Origin of the sequence: Nocardiopsis flavescens, assembly GCF_900141985.1 — a bacterium.
In the GTDB taxonomy this organism is placed as follows: Bacteria; Actinomycetota; Actinomycetes; order Streptosporangiales; family Streptosporangiaceae; genus Nocardiopsis; species Nocardiopsis flavescens.
Window position 1 is genome coordinate 57700 of sequence record NZ_FQZK01000021.1, and the last position, 14105, is coordinate 71804.

The following is a 14105-nucleotide window of genomic DNA, read 5'->3' on the forward strand; positions in this document are numbered from 1 at the left end:
GTGTGCGCTGCCTGTCGATTGCGGGCCCGGCGGCGTCCCCGGGCGTGGCGGTCGTCAACGGAAGCCGACGGGGATGTCGATCGGCTCCATCCCCTCACCGTCCTCGGGGAAGACCACGCTTCCGATCTCCAGTGCGGGGAAGAGGATGCGCTCGTGCCAGGAGGTGAGGTACCCCTGCTCGTCGGGCGGGCCGGGGCGGGACAGTTCACTATGCCACTTCACGGGACCGCTGTCGGTCTCGGGCTTTCGGTAGGTGAGGAGGACCCACACCCGGATCCCGTCGAGGTCGGACGGCTCCACGGGGCGGGGGAGGAACTCCTCGGGCAGCCCGGGCAGGGAGAGCTGCTCGAACGCGCTCTCGTCGGTGAGCAGGTGGCGCCCGTTGGGGCCCCGGGGGTGCTGGCTGCGCGGGACGGCCTCGGGGTTCCCGGTGTTGGAGTCCCCGCTCAGCGTCTGGATGCCGACGGTGTGCGCGGGGTCGACGGTGAGGTCGATCTGGAGGTGGCTGACGTTCTCCCAGCCGTACCGGACCTTCTGCTCGGACCGCAGGGCGGCGAGCCGCTCGTGGTAGGCGTACTGGCCGGAGGCGGTCCGGCCGTGGCTCGCGGTCACCCGGCGCAGACCCGCCTCGCTCATGCGCAGGGCCTTCTCCATGACCGGCCAGGAGGTGCCCAGGGCGGCGAGGCGGTCGTCCCGCCGGGTGCGGTCGTGTGCGGCGATCAGCAAAGGACACCTCTCGGGGTCGGTGCGCCCGAAGAGGACCTACCGCGACCGTGGTCGGACTTCTTCGAGACGAGGGCGGGTTGGGGGTGTCGGTGCCGTCCATGGTGCCCGGCGCCTCGGACATTTCGCGGGCGGTCGGCGCGGGCGGGCGAACCGCTGGACGCCCCGGGGCGTCCCGTCCTCTCGTGGCCAGAGCCGTTGCGGCCGGCGCCCCGCTGGGCGGCGCGGCCGCCCTGCCGTTCGCCCCGGGGTGTGATCCCGCATCGGCACCGGAGGTGTCCGCATGCGGCCACGGGAACCATCGTGGCTGGTCACCGACCACCGTCGCCGGCCGGGTCCCGTGGGAGCCGTGGCGGTTCACCGCCGCCGACTACGAGGCCGCCGTGGTCTCGGGGCCCGGGCGCCCCCTGGGCGGTGCTCCGGGTCCGACGCCCTGGGACCCGCCCCTGGCGGAGGTGATGACCCGTCGCGGGGTCCGGGTGGAGGAGGAGAACGTCCTGCCCGGCCTGCTCGACGACCTGGGGTCCGGGGAACCGTGACCGGCCGCTTCCGGAACCGGGCCCCGCGGGCGGGGAAAAGGGATGGCGGGCCGGGGCGGGGGCGGGCAGGGTGGCGGCCATGGAAGCGACGCGCGAGCACACGGCGGGGGAGACGCAACGGCGGCTGCGGCGGATCAGGGCCAAGTACGGGTGGCTGCGCGGGCGCGGTGCGCGGGACCTGCCGCTGTTCCCGCCCGCCCCGGTGCAGGCCGTGGCGGCCCGGGAGGAGGCGGACGGGATCGCCCTGCCCGAGGGCTACCGGGCGTTCGTGACCGCCGTGGCCGACGGCGGCGTGGTGTACGACCGGCCGGTGGGCGCCTACGGCGGCGGGGACGGCCGGTCGCCCGGGGCCCGGATGGACTCCGGGGAGTGGGCCGACGGGGCGCCCTTCCCACTCGTCCCCGCCCGTGAGGACGCGGACGGCACCCGTGCCCGGCACGGCCGTGTGGACGACCTCGCCCCGTGGCCGCGGGTGTTCGAGTACGGGCCGGACTGGGCTGAGGAGGTCGTCGGCTGGACCGACGACACCTGGGGCGAGTACCCCGGGCTGCTGCGGCTGGGCGAGCTGGGCTGCGGGTACGCGGTCCAGCTGGTGGTCCGCGGGCGGGCCCGCGGCCGGGTGGTCGCCACCTGGAACGACGAGCGCCCGCCCACGTTCCCGCCCGGGGTGGACTTCCCCGCCTGGTACGAGACCTGGCTGGACATGTACGCCTGCGGGCTGCACTTTCCAGGGGACCCTTCGACGCGCGAGCTCCGGCACGACTACGGGCACGTCCTGCTGGCCGCTCCGGGGAACCTGGCGGAGTGGGTGGTGGAGCGGCACGGCACGGCGCTGGAGGCGCTGCGCCGGGCGGTCGCCGCCGGGCCGGACGGCGGCGAGGCGGGGCTGGACGCGGACACCGCCCGCGGGCTCGCCGCTACGGCGCTGTCCGTCGGCCGGGAGGAGGACGCGGTGGCGGTGGTGTGCGCGCTGTCCCGCGGCGCCGGCCATCCGGAGCTGCTGCGCGGGTTCGCCGAACGGGGCGAGGGCCCCGCGGCGGCGCTGGCGGCCGTGCTGCTGCGGGCGTGACCGCTGCGGCCTCCGGTGGAGCGCCCGCCGGGGGCCGCGGGTCCTGCGCGGCCGTCCGGGGGGCCTGCACCGCCGTTCGCGGACGGGTGCCGGTCTCCGCGGGTCCTGCGTCGACATCCGCGGGCCGCAGGGTCTCCTGCGTTGACATCCGCCGTCCAGGGGAGCTGCACCGCCGTTCGCGGGCCCGGCGCCGGCTCCGGGGAGAGGCGGCGCGGCGCCGGGGTGCCGGGCGGGGCCCCGGGGTGTGCGCGGGAGCGCCGTCCCCCTGTCCGGGGCCTGTGCCCCTTCCCCGGGAGCGCGGTGTCGGGGGAGCGGGCCGGGCCCCGGAGACCCCCGGGCCCCGGCCCGCCCCTGCGTCCCCGGGGCGCCGCGCGCCCTGCCCCCGGTACCGCCGAGTCGCCGGGCCGCGATCCCGCCGTGCGGCGGTCACACGTCCCAGGTGGTCCCGTACCGCTCGGTGAGCTCCTTCACGTCCTCGGGCGCCAGCACGGAGTACTCCCGGCCGTGGAGGGACACGACGATCCGGGAGGCCTCCTCCAGCTCGACGGCGCCCTCCAGGGCAGCGGCCGGCGAGCCGGCCGCCATGAGGGAGCCGTGGTTGGCGAGCAGCGCCGCCCGGAACCGGCCCGGCAGGGCGGTCAGGTTGTCGGCCAGGCCGGCGCTCCCCGGCGCCGAGTACGGCACCAGCGGCGCCCGGCCGACCCGCATCACCAGGTAGGGCGTGATCGGGGGCAGGGCGGAGCCGGCCGACCAGGGCGGCAGGCACGAGGCCGCCGTGGCGTGCGGCGAGTGCAGGTGCACCACCGCCGCGGCCTCGGGCAGCCGTTCGTACATCGACCGGTGGAGCGGCAGCTCCTTGGAGGGCGGCGGACCGGAGACCAGGCCCCCGTCCCGGTCCACGACGGACAGGCCCCCGGGCTCCAGGCCGTCCAGGGGGACGCCGGTGGGGCTCATCAGGGTGAGGCCGTCCACGCGCGCGGACACGTTGCCGGAGGCGCCCGGGCTCATGCCCAGCCCCACGGCGCGGCGCCCGGCCGCGCACAGCTGCTCGGCGGCCTCTCGCAGTGCGGGGTTCACGCCACCCCCTCCCACGCGCGGACGAACAGGTCCTCGCGGCCGAAGTTGCCGGACTTGAGCATCAGGTGCAGGTCTCCGCCGTCCCCGGCGCGGCCCAGCATCCAGGCCACCCCGGGGTCGACCTCGGTGCCCACCGCGAGCGGGCCCACGCCCAGCCGGCCCACGACGGCGCCGCTGGTCTCCCCGCCCGCGACCAGCAGGGCGCGCACCCCGGACCGGACGAGCCGCACGGCGATCTCGGCCAGGGCCTCCTCCAGCAGCGGGGCGTCCCCGGTGTCCACGACGTGGTCGGGCGCCGCGGTCGCGTACACGACGAAGGGGGCCGTCCCGGCGCGCAGGGCGGCGTCGACCGCTCCCGCCACGGAGCCCTCGAAGTCTGCGCGCAGGGCCGCGGGCGCCAGGTGGAGCCCGGAGCCGGCGGCCAGGGCGTGGCGCACCTGGCCCTGGGTGGCCCGGGAGGCGCTGCCGGAGAGCACCACCCGCGGTCCGCCGGGCAGCACCGTCTCCCGGTGGCCGGTGGGGTGCGGGCCGGGCAGCCCTTGGGCGAGGGCGCTGCCGCCGGTGAGCAGGCGCAGGTCCCCGGTGGCCGCGGCCAGCACGCGCAGGTCCTCGTCGGAGACGGCGTCGACGACGACGAACCGGGCCCCGTCCTCGCGGGCCCGCGCAACGGCCTCCCGCACCGCCCCGGCTCCGCGGGAGACGACCGGCCAGGGCACCAGGGCGATGTCGTCGGCGCCGCGCGACACCTGCGGTTCCAGCAGCCTCGACAGGCTGGAGTCCGTCATCGGGGTGAGCGGGTGGTGGCGCATGGGCGACTCGTCGAGGGGGTCGTCCCCGACGAAGAGGTGCCCGCGGTAGACGGTGCGCCCGTTGGCCGGGAAAGCCGGGGCGATCACCGTGACCCGTTCCTCCAGCGCCTCCAGCACCGCTTCGCAGACCGGGCCGATGTTGCCCTCGGGGGTGGAGTCGAACGTGGAGCAGTACTTGACGTAGAACCGCTCGCATCCGGCGCCGCGCAGCCGCTCCAGGGCCTCCAGGGAGGCCGCGACGGCCTCCCCGACCGGAGCGGTGCGCGACTTCAGTGCCACGACGACGGCGTCCGCGTCGGCGGCGGCGTCCCCGATCGGGACGCCCTCCCCGAGGACGACGGCGGTCCGGTGGCCGGCGGAGGTGAGGGCGATCGCGATGTCGGTGGCGCCGGTGAGATCGTCGGCGATCACGCCGAGGGTCGCCATGGTGTCCTCCTGTGCTGGGTTCTCTCGTTCGGCGGGCCGGCCCGCGCCCCCGCCGTGCGGCGGGGGCGCGGGCCGCCCGTTCGGGGGTGCCGCCGGGTCAGACGATGCCGACGGCGATCATGGCGTAGAGCACCGCGAACCCCACGACGCCGGAGATCGCCGAGGCGATGCCGATGGAGCGGATGCCCTGGCCCACGGTCATGTTGGACAGGGTGGTGGTCACCCAGAAGCCCGACGAGTTCGCGTGCTTCATGATCTGGGCGCCGGTGGCGCACGCCAGGTAGACCACGAGCGGCGAGAGGTCGAGCGCGGGCAGCAGCGGCTGCATGATGGCGGCCGAGGTCATCACGCCGAGGATGTTCGACCCGGTGATGGTGCACACGGCGGCCGCGACGAGGAACGGGATGATCACCGGTGACAGGCCGGTGCTCTCGATGCTCCCGGCCACGCTCTCGGCCACTCCGGTCTCCCGGATGATGGTGGCGAGCGCGCCGCCGACCCCTGTGAGCGCCAGCGGCATCGCGGCGATGCGCAGACCGGACTCGAAGAGGTCGTTGAGGGTCTCCTTGTCGCGCCAGCGGCCGCGGAACAGCGGCAGCGCCAGCAGGCAGGCGAGGAAGAGCGCAAGGGTGGGCTCGCCGACGAACAGGACCGTGGAGGTGATCCAGGAGCCCTCGGGCAGCACGGGGGCGGCCAGCGACGCGAACACGATGAGGACGATGGGAGCCAGGATCGGCACCAGGGCGCCGAGCAGGCTCACGCGCGGGGCGTCCGCCGCGTCCTCGCCGCCGTCCGTCCCGCCGGTGGAGCCCGCGCCGTCACCGCCGGAGCCCGCGGTGGACCCGTCGCCGGAGCCGGAGCCGGCGCTCACCAGGTGCTCGACGAACTCGGGCTTGGGGGCGACGTAGGTCTTGATGGTGGTCAGGTAGACCGTCGCGGCGAGCACGCCGGGCAGGCCCACCATCAGGCCGTAGAGGATGGCCTCGCCCATCGACACGTCCAGCAGCGACGCCGACGCCAGCGGGCCGGGGCCCGGGGGGATGACCGAGGTCATCACGTAGGCGCCGATGTACAGGATCGGGCCGAGCTTCATCATCGAGATGCCCGTGCGGTACGCCAGGGCGGACACGATCGGGATGAGCATGACGACCGCGGTGTCGGCGATCAGCGGGATGCCCAGGACGACGGAGGCCAGGGCGATCGCCCACGGGACGCGCTTCTCGGCGAACATCTTGAGCGCGGTCTCGGTGATCTTGAGCGCCGCGCCGCTGAGTTCGAGCATCTTGCCGAGCACACAGCCGAAGACGATCAGCAGGCCGACGTTGGCGAGGGTGTTGCCGAAGCCGGACTTGACGAGTTCGATGGTGCCCTCGCCGCCCATGCCCAGGATCAGGCCCAGGGTGACGACCACGATGAAGAGGGTCGCCACCGGGTGGACCTTGAACCGGGCGATCAGCAGGACGAGGACGACGATGGCGGCGAGGAACGCGCCCAGGGTGTAGAGGTCGGACATGTCACCGGTTCCGATCGTTCGTGAAGCCGGCCCGGGCGTGGCTCCAGGCGTCGAGGAGGTCGCCGTCGGCGTCGGCGAGGTCGTCCAGGCGCAGCAGGGCGCCGGCGGGGACGTCGCGGGCCAGGGTCGCGTGGGCCGCGAGGTACAGCGGCGCGACGTCCCCGGGGGCCTGCGCGGTGTCCAGCAGGACCGGGGCCACCCCGGTCACGTCGTGGTGGTGCCCGCCCATGTCGAGCCGGGTGCCCGCGGCCAGCGGCCCGCGGGCGCGGCCGGCGAGGACGGCGTGCGGAGCGGGGCGGCGCAGTCCCGCGGCGCGCCCGTGGTCGGCCGCGTCGAGGATGCTCAGGGGGGTCTCGACGCCCATGAAGTGGTAGGGCAGGTACAGGCACGCGTAGCGGCCCGAGCGGGAGACCACGTGGCCCTTCTGGGCGAGCATCTCCCAGGTGACGGGGTCGCCGGTGCGCACGACGGCGAAGACGCCGCCGGCGAAGGAGGCCTCCTCGGGCAGGCGCAGGACGCTGAAGACGTCCACGGCCCCCGGGCGGGAGAGCACGCCGCCGTCCTCGGCGAGCGCGTAGACGTCGGCGAGTTCGGCGGCCCGGGCCACGGGGTAGTGCAGTGACTCCGTGTCCGGGACCAGGCCGGTGTGGTTGGCGACGACGCCCATCTCGCAGTAGTCGGCGGCGGCGGACCGGCTGAGGCCGGAGACCGCCTCGGCGCGGGCGCGCAGGGTGGCCGGCACGTCCTCGCCGAGGGTGAGCAGGCCGGCGAGGCCGGGGGCGTCGATCTCCTGGTCGAGCTGGCGCACGCGCCCGGTGGCCGGGTCGAAGACGAGGTCGTACTCGCCGGACTTGCCGACGGCGACGACGTCCAGGCCCAGGCGGCGGGTGCGCTCGTACCACTCGATGAGGTTGGCGGGCTGGTCGCCGATGCCCGGCGTGTAGACGACGCCGCGCTCGTGGGCGAGGTCGGCCAGCGCGATCCCGGAGACGGAGTCGACCTCCTTGGAGACCATCACGACGTGGTGTCCCGTGGTGATGGCGGTGCGCGCGGCCAGGGTCCCGGCGCGGGGGCTGCCGGTGGCCTCGACGAGCACGTCGTAGGCGGCGTGTTCGAGGAGGGCGGCGTCGGCGATCACGGCGATGCGGTCGTCCCCTCCCGCCGCGAGTTCGGCGGCGTCGGTGCACACCCGCAGGTCGGCCGGGTCGTAGCCGAGCTCGGTGCACAGGGCGACGGTGCCCTCCGGGTCGAGGTCGCACAGGACCGCCGGTCGCAGGCGTTCGATGTGCCTCGTCTGGGCGAGCAGGGTGCGCGCGAATCCGCCGCGCGCTCCGGTGAGCGCGTACCGCACGGGGGAGGGCGGGACGGTGGCGTCGGTGTCTGGCATGGGTTCTCCTTCTCTCGCCTGGCGGAGAGCGCGCGTCGTGGCGACTCGCAGCGGCGATGACCCAAGTCTTAACATTGCATGCACATGCGAGTCAACAATCATCACATCTGAGATCATCTGGTTACCATCCGGGAACATGATGCTCGGATGTCCCTCGGGGGGCACCCGGGAGTGGTGCATGTGCTCGGACTCGTGGCGGTGTCGGGGCGGTGTCTGGGCTGTGGCCTTGCTCCGGGACGCCCGTGCGGTGCGCGGCGCACGGGGTTTTCGCGGGCTGTGCAGGAAGTCCGGCGGAAGGTCGGCCCCGGAGTCGGGTTCGCGGGGTCGTATGCGCGGGCCCTGACCCAGTATCGGGGCAGGTCACCAGTGGTTTTTGCGGGTGTGCGCCCGAGGGCTGTGTGCCGGGCCCCGACGGCGGTTCCCGGCGGCGTTGCGCATGCCGGTCGCGCCCCGGTGGTCCCCACGGCGGTAGGGCACGCGCGGGGCAGGACCGCTTCTTCACATCTGGGATCATCTGGTAACCCTCGATTACCATGTCCGGTGAGACGGACCCGAAGGAGGACGATGATCCCGGCGCAACGGCGTGAACTGCTACTGCGGGAGCTGCGCGGCACGGGGGTGCTCAGCGTGAGGGAACTCTGCGACATCCTCGGCGTATCCCACATGACCGTGCGCCGCGACATCATGACGCTGGAGGGCGAGGGGCGCGTCCGCTCGGTCCCCGGTGGTGTCGAACTGGTCTCCCAGGTGCGCGCGGAGCCCTCCTACCTGGACAAGTCGCGGGTGGACATCGAGGAGAAGCGGGCGATGGCCCGCATCGCGGCGGCCCTGGTGGGTGACGGCCAGACCCTCTACCTCGACGCCGGGACCACGCTGGGCCACCTGGTGCCGCTGCTGTGGAACGTCGTCGGACTCACGGTCATCACCAACGACATCACCACCGCGGCCTCCCTCAGCGACCACCCCGACGTCACCCTGTTCCTCGTCGGCGGGCTGATCGACCGCGAGAACCGCTCCTCGGTGGGGGACATCGCGGCCGCCACCGTCGCCGAGTTCAACATCGACACCGCGTTCGTCTCCACCAGCTCCTGGGACCTCAACCGCGGCTCGACCACGCCCTCGCGTGAGAAGGTCGCGGTCAAGCGGGCGGCGATGGCCGCGGCCTCCACGTCCGTGCTCGTGGCGGGTGCGGACAAGTACGGGGCCTTCGGCACCTTCAAGGTGGCGGCGCTGAGCCGGTTCTCGACGATCATCACCGACGACCGCCTCGCGGAGTCCGCGGCGCGCGCCGTACATGACCTGGGCGTCTCCCTGGAGGTCGCGGTGCCGCGGCGCCCCGGTGAGGCGGAGGGGGCCGGGGAACCGGGGGAGGACGGGGAGCCTGGGGAGGACGGGCCCCGGGCCTCCACGCTGCCGGCCTGAGACCTGCGGGGGTGGGTGTGGTGGTGTCGCTGCCGGTGGGTGCGGTGCCGGTGGGTGTGGAAGGGGCAGCGGTCGGCGCGGACGCGGTGCCTGTTGGTGTGGAGGCGGAGGCGGAGGCCGCTGGCGCGGACGCGGTGGGCGTGGCGGGTGCGGGTGTGAACGCGGTGGGCGCGGTGGTGGCGCCGCGGCGCGGGCTCACGGGGTGTGGAAGGCGGAGAGGTCGACGGCCGGGGCGGGTGCGAACTCCACCCCCCGCTCGGGCGGGACGGGTTCGCCCGATGCGGCGTCGGTGCAGTGGGCGTCGAACATCTCGGCCTCGTCCAGGGGTGTGAGGGTGTGGTCGGCGGCCCGCCAGCCGCGGACGACCTTGACGGGCACCTCCGTCCCGTCCGTGAGGGTGTGGGAGATCCGCGTGGTGAAGCTGCGCAGGACCACCGCGCCGCTCCGGCCGGTGGACAGGACGGTGGACAGCCGCTCCACCACCGGCGGGTGCTCGATGTCCCAGCCGCCGGTGTGCAGGACGACCGAGGTGGAGACCGGGTGTCCGGTGTGCAGGGTGAGGATGTGGTGCCGGTCGGGGAGGTCCCTCAGGAGAGCGGACAGCAGGATGCGGGCGCGTGAAGTCAGCATGGTCCGAGTATGTGCGCTCCGACCTGTCTGAATCGGGTTGTCCACAGGCCGTTTTGGTGGGGGCGGTGGGCGGGACGGATCAGGTGGGTGGGTGAGGTGTGGAGGGGTGGGTCGTTCGGGGCCGGACCGGTCCGGCGGAGCGCGTGACCGGCCGGCCCGGGTCCGCGGTCAGGCGGGCTTGCGCAGGACGGTGATGCTGTCGCGGTACTTGGCGACGGTGTGCTGGCCCCGGTCTCCCCAGGAGCCTCGCTGCTCGACGACCTCCAGGCCGTTCGCTTCGGCCCAGCGGGCGAAGGCCTCGGGGGAGACGTCGGAGCGGTTGCCGTCGTCGCGCCAGCGGCGCTGGCTGATCCACCGCTGGGCGATACGGCCGGGGCGTCCCGTGCGGCGGGTGAGCGGGGACAGACGCAGTGTCCAGTCGGGTTTGCCCGCGTGGTGGATGACGGCGCCCGCGCCCGGTGCCATGACCCGAGACATCTCCGCCAGGTAGCCGGTGACGACGTCCGGGTCGAGGTGGACGAAGACGTCGAAGGACCACACGAACGCGATGGAGGCGTCGGGGACGGGGTCCATGCCGCAGTCGGCGGTGTGGTGGACGCGCAGGCCGGGGCGGTCGGCGAACCGCTCACGGCAGTGGTCGAGGCAGTTCTCGTTGACGTCCACGATCCACACGCCGGGTGAGTGCTCCAGCAGGTGCTCGGTCCAGCGTCCGTGGCCGGGGCCGATCTCCAGGGACGGGCCGCGGGAGGCTCCGGGGACGAGCAGGGTCTCGACGAGCGAGGCCTTCCATTTCCCGTAGGGCTGGCCGCAGTGGGAGGCCATGAAGGACCACTCGTCGCCCTGCTGGTCCCATGAGTGCGTTTTGCCCCACGCCTTGCGGTTCCATTCGACTGTAGGCATTTTTTATTTTCCTCCTGTTGGTTTCTGGTGTGGGGTTTTTGTGGGGTTGTTTTGGAGGGGGGAAGGGCTTCTTGGAATACTACTCCGGGGTGTGGTCGGGGAATTTGGTTTTTCTTTTCGGGTGGTTTGGGTGTGGAATGTTGGGTGGGGGTTTGGGGGTTTCCGTCCCGGCCGGTGGTCCCGCGCTTTGATGGCTCGGGAGGGTCGCGTCGGGTGCGGGTGGGTGCTTCGGTGCGGGTTACTGCGTCTGTGGTCGGTGTTCCAAGCGAGGTCGGGAGCGACCGTGCGCTCCTGGTCGGACCCTTCCTCCGTTTCCACGTGGTGGGGCGGGGCAGGCCTCGCCCGGACCCGCCCCCGGACAGCACGCCCCCACCACTTCGGATGTGAGCCCCACGCGCCTGCCCGGCGGTCTGCCGCCCGTTGCATCGTGGGGGCGGATCCGGCTCCGCCGGTCTGTACCTTCCCAAGCGGTGACCGTCTTGGAGACCAAAGGTCCTGGTCGGGCGCGACCACAGACCGCCGTTTCCATGGGGTGATCCTTTTGGAGACCTCGGAGTTCGTCTCACCCCCTGGAGCGGAGGAGGCGGGAGCGTGTCCCGACACCCCCTGCGGCGGGCCGGGCGGATACCCGCGGCCTCACCCCGCGCGGCCTGGGGTGAGAGCGATGCCCTCCGGCTGTGGTCGGGGGCTCCGAGAGGGTGGACAATCCCCCGGGGCGGAGGATGTGGGAGCGTGCCCCGACAGCCCCTGTGGGTGGGCCGGGTGGGATTTGGGGGTTTTGCTTTAAATGTGTGATCTACCTTATAAAGGTGGCGAATTGGTCAGCGTGTGCTCATCCATGCGGTCAGTCGGTCCAGGAATGAGCAGATCTCGTCCTGTGCGTAGTGTTCCGGGTCCCAGCCCGCGAACAATGATGCCTCCAGCGCCCCCGTTGTCGCGCGGATCCCTGCCGAGTGCAGGCCGAACGCAGGCGGGCCCGACACCACGCACACCCCCTGTCCGGCCGCGGCCAGGGCCTGCGCCATCACCGGGGTGTCGAGGTGGGGGCGACGGTGGTGGGGGGACGGGTGGCCCACGACGCGGGCGCGGTCCGTGCGGTGTGAGGGCGGGTCAGTCCGTGTCCAGGCGGGCCGCGGTGCCGGGGTCGAGGTCGTGCAGGGCGGCGAGGGAGGCGGTGTAGCCGGCGGCGCCCTCCGGTCCCAGTGCCTCGGCGTAGGCCCCGGCGGACAGGGCGGGCACCTCCTGGCCGTTGGCCTGGGCGGTCAGCAGCCAGCGGGCCACCTCGTCCGGGCCGAGTCCGGAGCGGGCGCAGGCGAGGGCGTGCAGCGGGACGAGGGCGGCGGCCTCCGCCGCCGGGGCGCCGGGGTCCGCGAGCAGGGGGACGGTGCGGTCGATCAGGACGATGGCGCGGCGGGCCAGTGCCTCGGCGGAGGCCCATTCCTCCAGGCCGGACAGCGCCTCCACCTCGCGCACCAGGTCGCGGACGGCGGCGGTGTACTCCTCGGCGCGGTCGGGGACCACGCCGGGGTCGGCCAGCAGGGCCAGCGGGTCGGCGTCGGGGAGGAGGTCGTCGGGCAGGTCCGGTGAGGAGGTCATGGGACCAGTGTCGCGCCTGCGGCCGGGGCGCGGGACCGAACGGGTCGTCGGCGGAGGCGGCGGGCGGGCGCGGCCTCTCCGGGGCGGGGCCGGGGGCTCCGGGGCGCCGGAGGGGCCCACAATGGGAGGATGTCGCAGCGCAGAGCACGCCACAGCACCGTTCCGGCCCGGCCCCTGGACACCGGCCCCTGCCCCTGCGGGGGCGGAGGGTACGGCTCCTGCTGCGGGCCGGCCCACCGCGGCGAGCGGGCGGCGCCCACCGCGGAGGCGCTCATGCGCTCGCGTTACAGCGCCTTCGCCGTGGGCGACCGCGCCTACCTGGAGCGCACGTGGCACCCCGACACCCGGCCGGCCCGGGTGGAGGCGGACCCGGGCACCGAGTGGACCGGCCTGGAGATCCTGGAGACCGGCGGCGGCACCCCCTTCCACAGCGACGGCACGGTGCGCTTCCGGGCCCGCTACCGGGAGGGCGCCCGGGTGGGCGAGATGGTGGAGCACAGCCGCTTCGTCCGCCTCGACGGTGCCTGGGTGTACCTGGACGCCCTGCCCGCCTGAGTCACCCCGCCTGGTCCGGGCGGCGCAGGGAGCGGACCAGGGAGGCGGCGGTGCGGGCCCTGGCGGCCCGCGCCGGGTCGGGGTGGACGCGGCCCAGCGCCTCCAGGACCCCGACGGTGTCGGGGTGCCCGGCGCGGCGCAGCCGGTCGGTGTCGTCCAGGAGCAGGGCCTCCAGCCCGCCGGTGGCCGGGGAGGCCAGGAAGTCCGCCAGGCCCTCCTCGCCGGCGGAGAGCGCGCAAGCGAGCATGTCCACGATCACCCAGGGGCCGCGGCCCGCCATGATCCGGTCGATCTCGTCCTGGCGGAGCATGCGCGAACCCAGCAGCACGATCGCCGCCAGGTGGGCCCGGGCGGGCCGGTCGCAGAACAGCAGGCCGCGCAGCTGCGGTCCCAGGTAGGAGCTGGTCAGGTCCAGTACGGCGGCCCCGTCCCAGCGGCGCAGTTCCACCCCCGGGCGGTCGACGGCCTCGCACACCTCCCGCAGGGCGCGCGCCGGGGTGCGGGCCGCCAGCCAGGAGTCGATCGCGATGAGCCGGCCGTCGGAGGAGTAGGAGCGCAGCGAGTCGAGGAACTCGGCGGCCCCCGTGGGCCCGATGTCGTCGATGAGGGGGGCGGGCACGCCCACCGAGAGCAGGATCTGGCGTACCCCGTAGCGGCCCAGCGGGGTGAGCCGCACCAGGCACGGGCCGCCGCCGGGGCGGCGGTGGTCGAGGTGGACGGCGCCCGTCTCGGCCAGCTGCCACAGCATGTGCAGGAGGAGGTCGGGCAGGCGGCGGCGGACCCGCGCCGACACGGGCACCGCGCCGGGGTCGGCGAGCAGGTCGGCGACCAGGTCGGTGAGGGGGACGCGGGAGCGGTCGGGTGCCTCGTACAGGGAGCGCAGGACCAGGGGGAGCAGGTCGGGGCCGGTGGTGCCCGGCTCGGTGGTGGTCAGGTCGCCGCGGGCGCTCTCGACGGTGGTCTCGAACATGTCGTTCCACCACAGGAGGATCTGCCGGGGGTCGCGGGCCCGCTCCTCCAGGTCCGGTGCGGGACGGGCCTGTCCGGCGGCGAGTTCGACCATGCCGAGCCGGACGGCCTCCCACCACGGCAGCGCGAACGCGGGGGTGGGCGGGTCGGCCCCGCCGCCGTCGGCGGCCCGCCCGAGAGGGGGAGCCGTGTGGTCGGCGGGCCACAGCGAGAGGGTGCGCACGGCCTCGTGGATCAGCGTGGTGTCGGGGAATCCGCGTGCGGTGACGGGGACGGTGGGGCCGGCCCAGCGGGCGAGGGCCAGGGCGTTGGCGTACAGGGGGCAGTGCGAGGCGGCGAAGGCCAGCTGCGTCCGCGGATGCAGGCGCACGGGACGGGCCGAGACCCGGGGCGGGTCCGAAGGCGGTTGGTGCAGGGGCGTGTCCACTCCCGGATTCTCCTTACGAGGGGGACCGACGTCACCTTCTCTATCGCTCCGGAGGCGGGTCGC

General features: G+C 74.3%; 14 protein-coding genes. 4 read left to right on the top strand and 10 right to left on the bottom strand.

Annotation, left to right across the window (positions count from 1 at the left end):
- Window positions 1–54 precede the first annotated feature (54 nt).
- Entirely contained in the window at window positions 55–726 is a 672-nt protein-coding gene (locus BUE45_RS25175) for a hypothetical protein (protein ID WP_245833460.1), read from the bottom strand.
- Window positions 727–908: 182 nt separating this feature from the next.
- Between BUE45_RS25175 and BUE45_RS31460 the strand changes: the two genes are divergently transcribed.
- Window positions 909–1262 (top strand): DUF2399 domain-containing protein, encoded by a 354-nt coding sequence (locus tag BUE45_RS31460; RefSeq protein WP_245833463.1) that lies wholly within the window; start codon window positions 909–911, stop codon window positions 1260–1262.
- A 79-nt stretch (window positions 1263–1341) separates the two neighbouring features.
- Window positions 1342–2331: a hypothetical protein gene (locus tag BUE45_RS25185; protein ID WP_143173476.1), complete on the top strand. Its 990-nt coding sequence runs from the start codon at window positions 1342–1344 to the stop codon at window positions 2329–2331.
- Between the two features lie 426 nt (window positions 2332–2757).
- Here BUE45_RS25185 and BUE45_RS25190 read toward each other — a convergent pair whose 3' ends face one another.
- The 4 genes from BUE45_RS25190 to BUE45_RS25205 form a co-directional block, all read right to left on the bottom strand.
- Complete coding sequence (locus tag BUE45_RS25190) at window positions 2758–3408, bottom strand: class II aldolase/adducin family protein (protein ID WP_073382565.1); 651 nt, start codon at window positions 3406–3408, stop codon at window positions 2758–2760.
- Window positions 3405–4643: a 3-oxo-tetronate kinase gene (gene otnK / locus BUE45_RS25195; RefSeq protein WP_073382568.1), complete on the bottom strand. Its 1239-nt coding sequence runs from the start codon at window positions 4641–4643 to the stop codon at window positions 3405–3407. Before otnK ends, BUE45_RS25190 begins: the two co-directional genes overlap by 4 nt.
- Before the next feature lie 97 nt (window positions 4644–4740).
- Window positions 4741–6156, bottom strand: coding sequence for a GntP family permease (locus tag BUE45_RS25200; protein WP_073382571.1), 1416 nt, complete (start codon window positions 6154–6156; stop codon window positions 4741–4743).
- 1 nt (window position 6157) lies between these two features.
- The gene (locus tag BUE45_RS25205) at window positions 6158–7543 is read right to left on the bottom strand and encodes a hypothetical protein (protein ID WP_073382573.1); all 1386 of its coding nucleotides are present in this window, start codon (window positions 7541–7543) and stop codon (window positions 6158–6160) included.
- Window positions 7544–8107: 564 nt separating this feature from the next.
- On the opposite strand from BUE45_RS25205, the gene BUE45_RS25210 reads away from it, so the two are divergent.
- Complete coding sequence (locus BUE45_RS25210; RefSeq protein ID WP_073382576.1) at window positions 8108–8965, top strand: DeoR family transcriptional regulator; 858 nt, start codon at window positions 8108–8110, stop codon at window positions 8963–8965.
- A 195-nt stretch (window positions 8966–9160) separates the two neighbouring features.
- Here the strand turns inward: BUE45_RS25210 and BUE45_RS25215 are convergent, their stop codons facing one another.
- From BUE45_RS25215 to BUE45_RS25230, 4 genes are all read right to left on the bottom strand, one after another.
- Window positions 9161–9595: a hypothetical protein gene (locus BUE45_RS25215; RefSeq protein WP_073382578.1), complete on the bottom strand. Its 435-nt coding sequence runs from the start codon at window positions 9593–9595 to the stop codon at window positions 9161–9163.
- 168 nt (window positions 9596–9763) lie between these two features.
- Window positions 9764–10495, bottom strand: coding sequence for a class I SAM-dependent methyltransferase (locus BUE45_RS25220; protein ID WP_073382581.1), 732 nt, complete (start codon window positions 10493–10495; stop codon window positions 9764–9766).
- An 821-nt stretch (window positions 10496–11316) separates the two neighbouring features.
- Entirely contained in the window at window positions 11317–11520 is a 204-nt protein-coding gene (locus BUE45_RS25225; RefSeq protein ID WP_143173477.1) for a hypothetical protein, read from the bottom strand.
- Between the two features lie 85 nt (window positions 11521–11605).
- Window positions 11606–12091 carry a hypothetical protein gene (locus BUE45_RS25230; RefSeq protein ID WP_073382586.1) on the bottom strand — a complete coding sequence of 162 codons (486 nt, stop codon included), beginning with the start codon at window positions 12089–12091 and terminating at the stop codon, window positions 11606–11608.
- Window positions 12092–12220: 129 nt separating this feature from the next.
- Between BUE45_RS25230 and BUE45_RS25235 the strand changes: the two genes are divergently transcribed.
- Entirely contained in the window at window positions 12221–12646 is a 426-nt protein-coding gene (locus BUE45_RS25235) for a YchJ family protein (RefSeq protein WP_073382589.1), read from the top strand.
- Window position 12647: 1 nt separating this feature from the next.
- On the opposite strand, the gene BUE45_RS25240 is transcribed toward BUE45_RS25235, so the two are convergent.
- A complete protein-coding gene (locus BUE45_RS25240; RefSeq protein WP_084737816.1) occupies window positions 12648–14042 on the bottom strand; it encodes a hypothetical protein in 1395 nt (464 codons plus the stop codon).
- Between the last annotated feature and the right edge of the window lie 63 nt (window positions 14043–14105).

What these genes read in the sequence shown, in the direction of transcription:
- otnK (WP_073382568.1), bottom strand. Translation starts at nt 4,643, where the DNA reads ATGGCGACCCTCGGCGTGATCGCCGACGATCTCACCGGCGCCACCGAC.
- BUE45_RS25205 (WP_073382573.1), bottom strand. Translation starts at nt 7,543, where the DNA reads ATGCCAGACACCGACGCCACCGTCCCGCCCTCCCCCGTGCGGTACGCG.
- BUE45_RS25235 (WP_073382589.1), top strand. Translation starts at nt 12,221, where the DNA reads ATGTCGCAGCGCAGAGCACGCCACAGCACCGTTCCGGCCCGGCCCCTG.
- BUE45_RS25225 (WP_143173477.1), bottom strand. Translation starts at nt 11,520, where the DNA reads ATGGCGCAGGCCCTGGCCGCGGCCGGACAGGGGGTGTGCGTGGTGTCG.
- BUE45_RS25200 (WP_073382571.1), bottom strand. Translation starts at nt 6,156, where the DNA reads ATGTCCGACCTCTACACCCTGGGCGCGTTCCTCGCCGCCATCGTCGTC.
- BUE45_RS25230 (WP_073382586.1), bottom strand. Translation starts at nt 12,091, where the DNA reads ATGACCTCCTCACCGGACCTGCCCGACGACCTCCTCCCCGACGCCGAC.
- BUE45_RS25185 (WP_143173476.1), top strand. Translation starts at nt 1,342, where the DNA reads ATGGAAGCGACGCGCGAGCACACGGCGGGGGAGACGCAACGGCGGCTG.
- BUE45_RS25215 (WP_073382578.1), bottom strand. Translation starts at nt 9,595, where the DNA reads ATGCTGACTTCACGCGCCCGCATCCTGCTGTCCGCTCTCCTGAGGGAC.
- BUE45_RS25210 (WP_073382576.1), top strand. Translation starts at nt 8,108, where the DNA reads ATGATCCCGGCGCAACGGCGTGAACTGCTACTGCGGGAGCTGCGCGGC.
- BUE45_RS25220 (WP_073382581.1), bottom strand. Translation starts at nt 10,495, where the DNA reads ATGCCTACAGTCGAATGGAACCGCAAGGCGTGGGGCAAAACGCACTCA.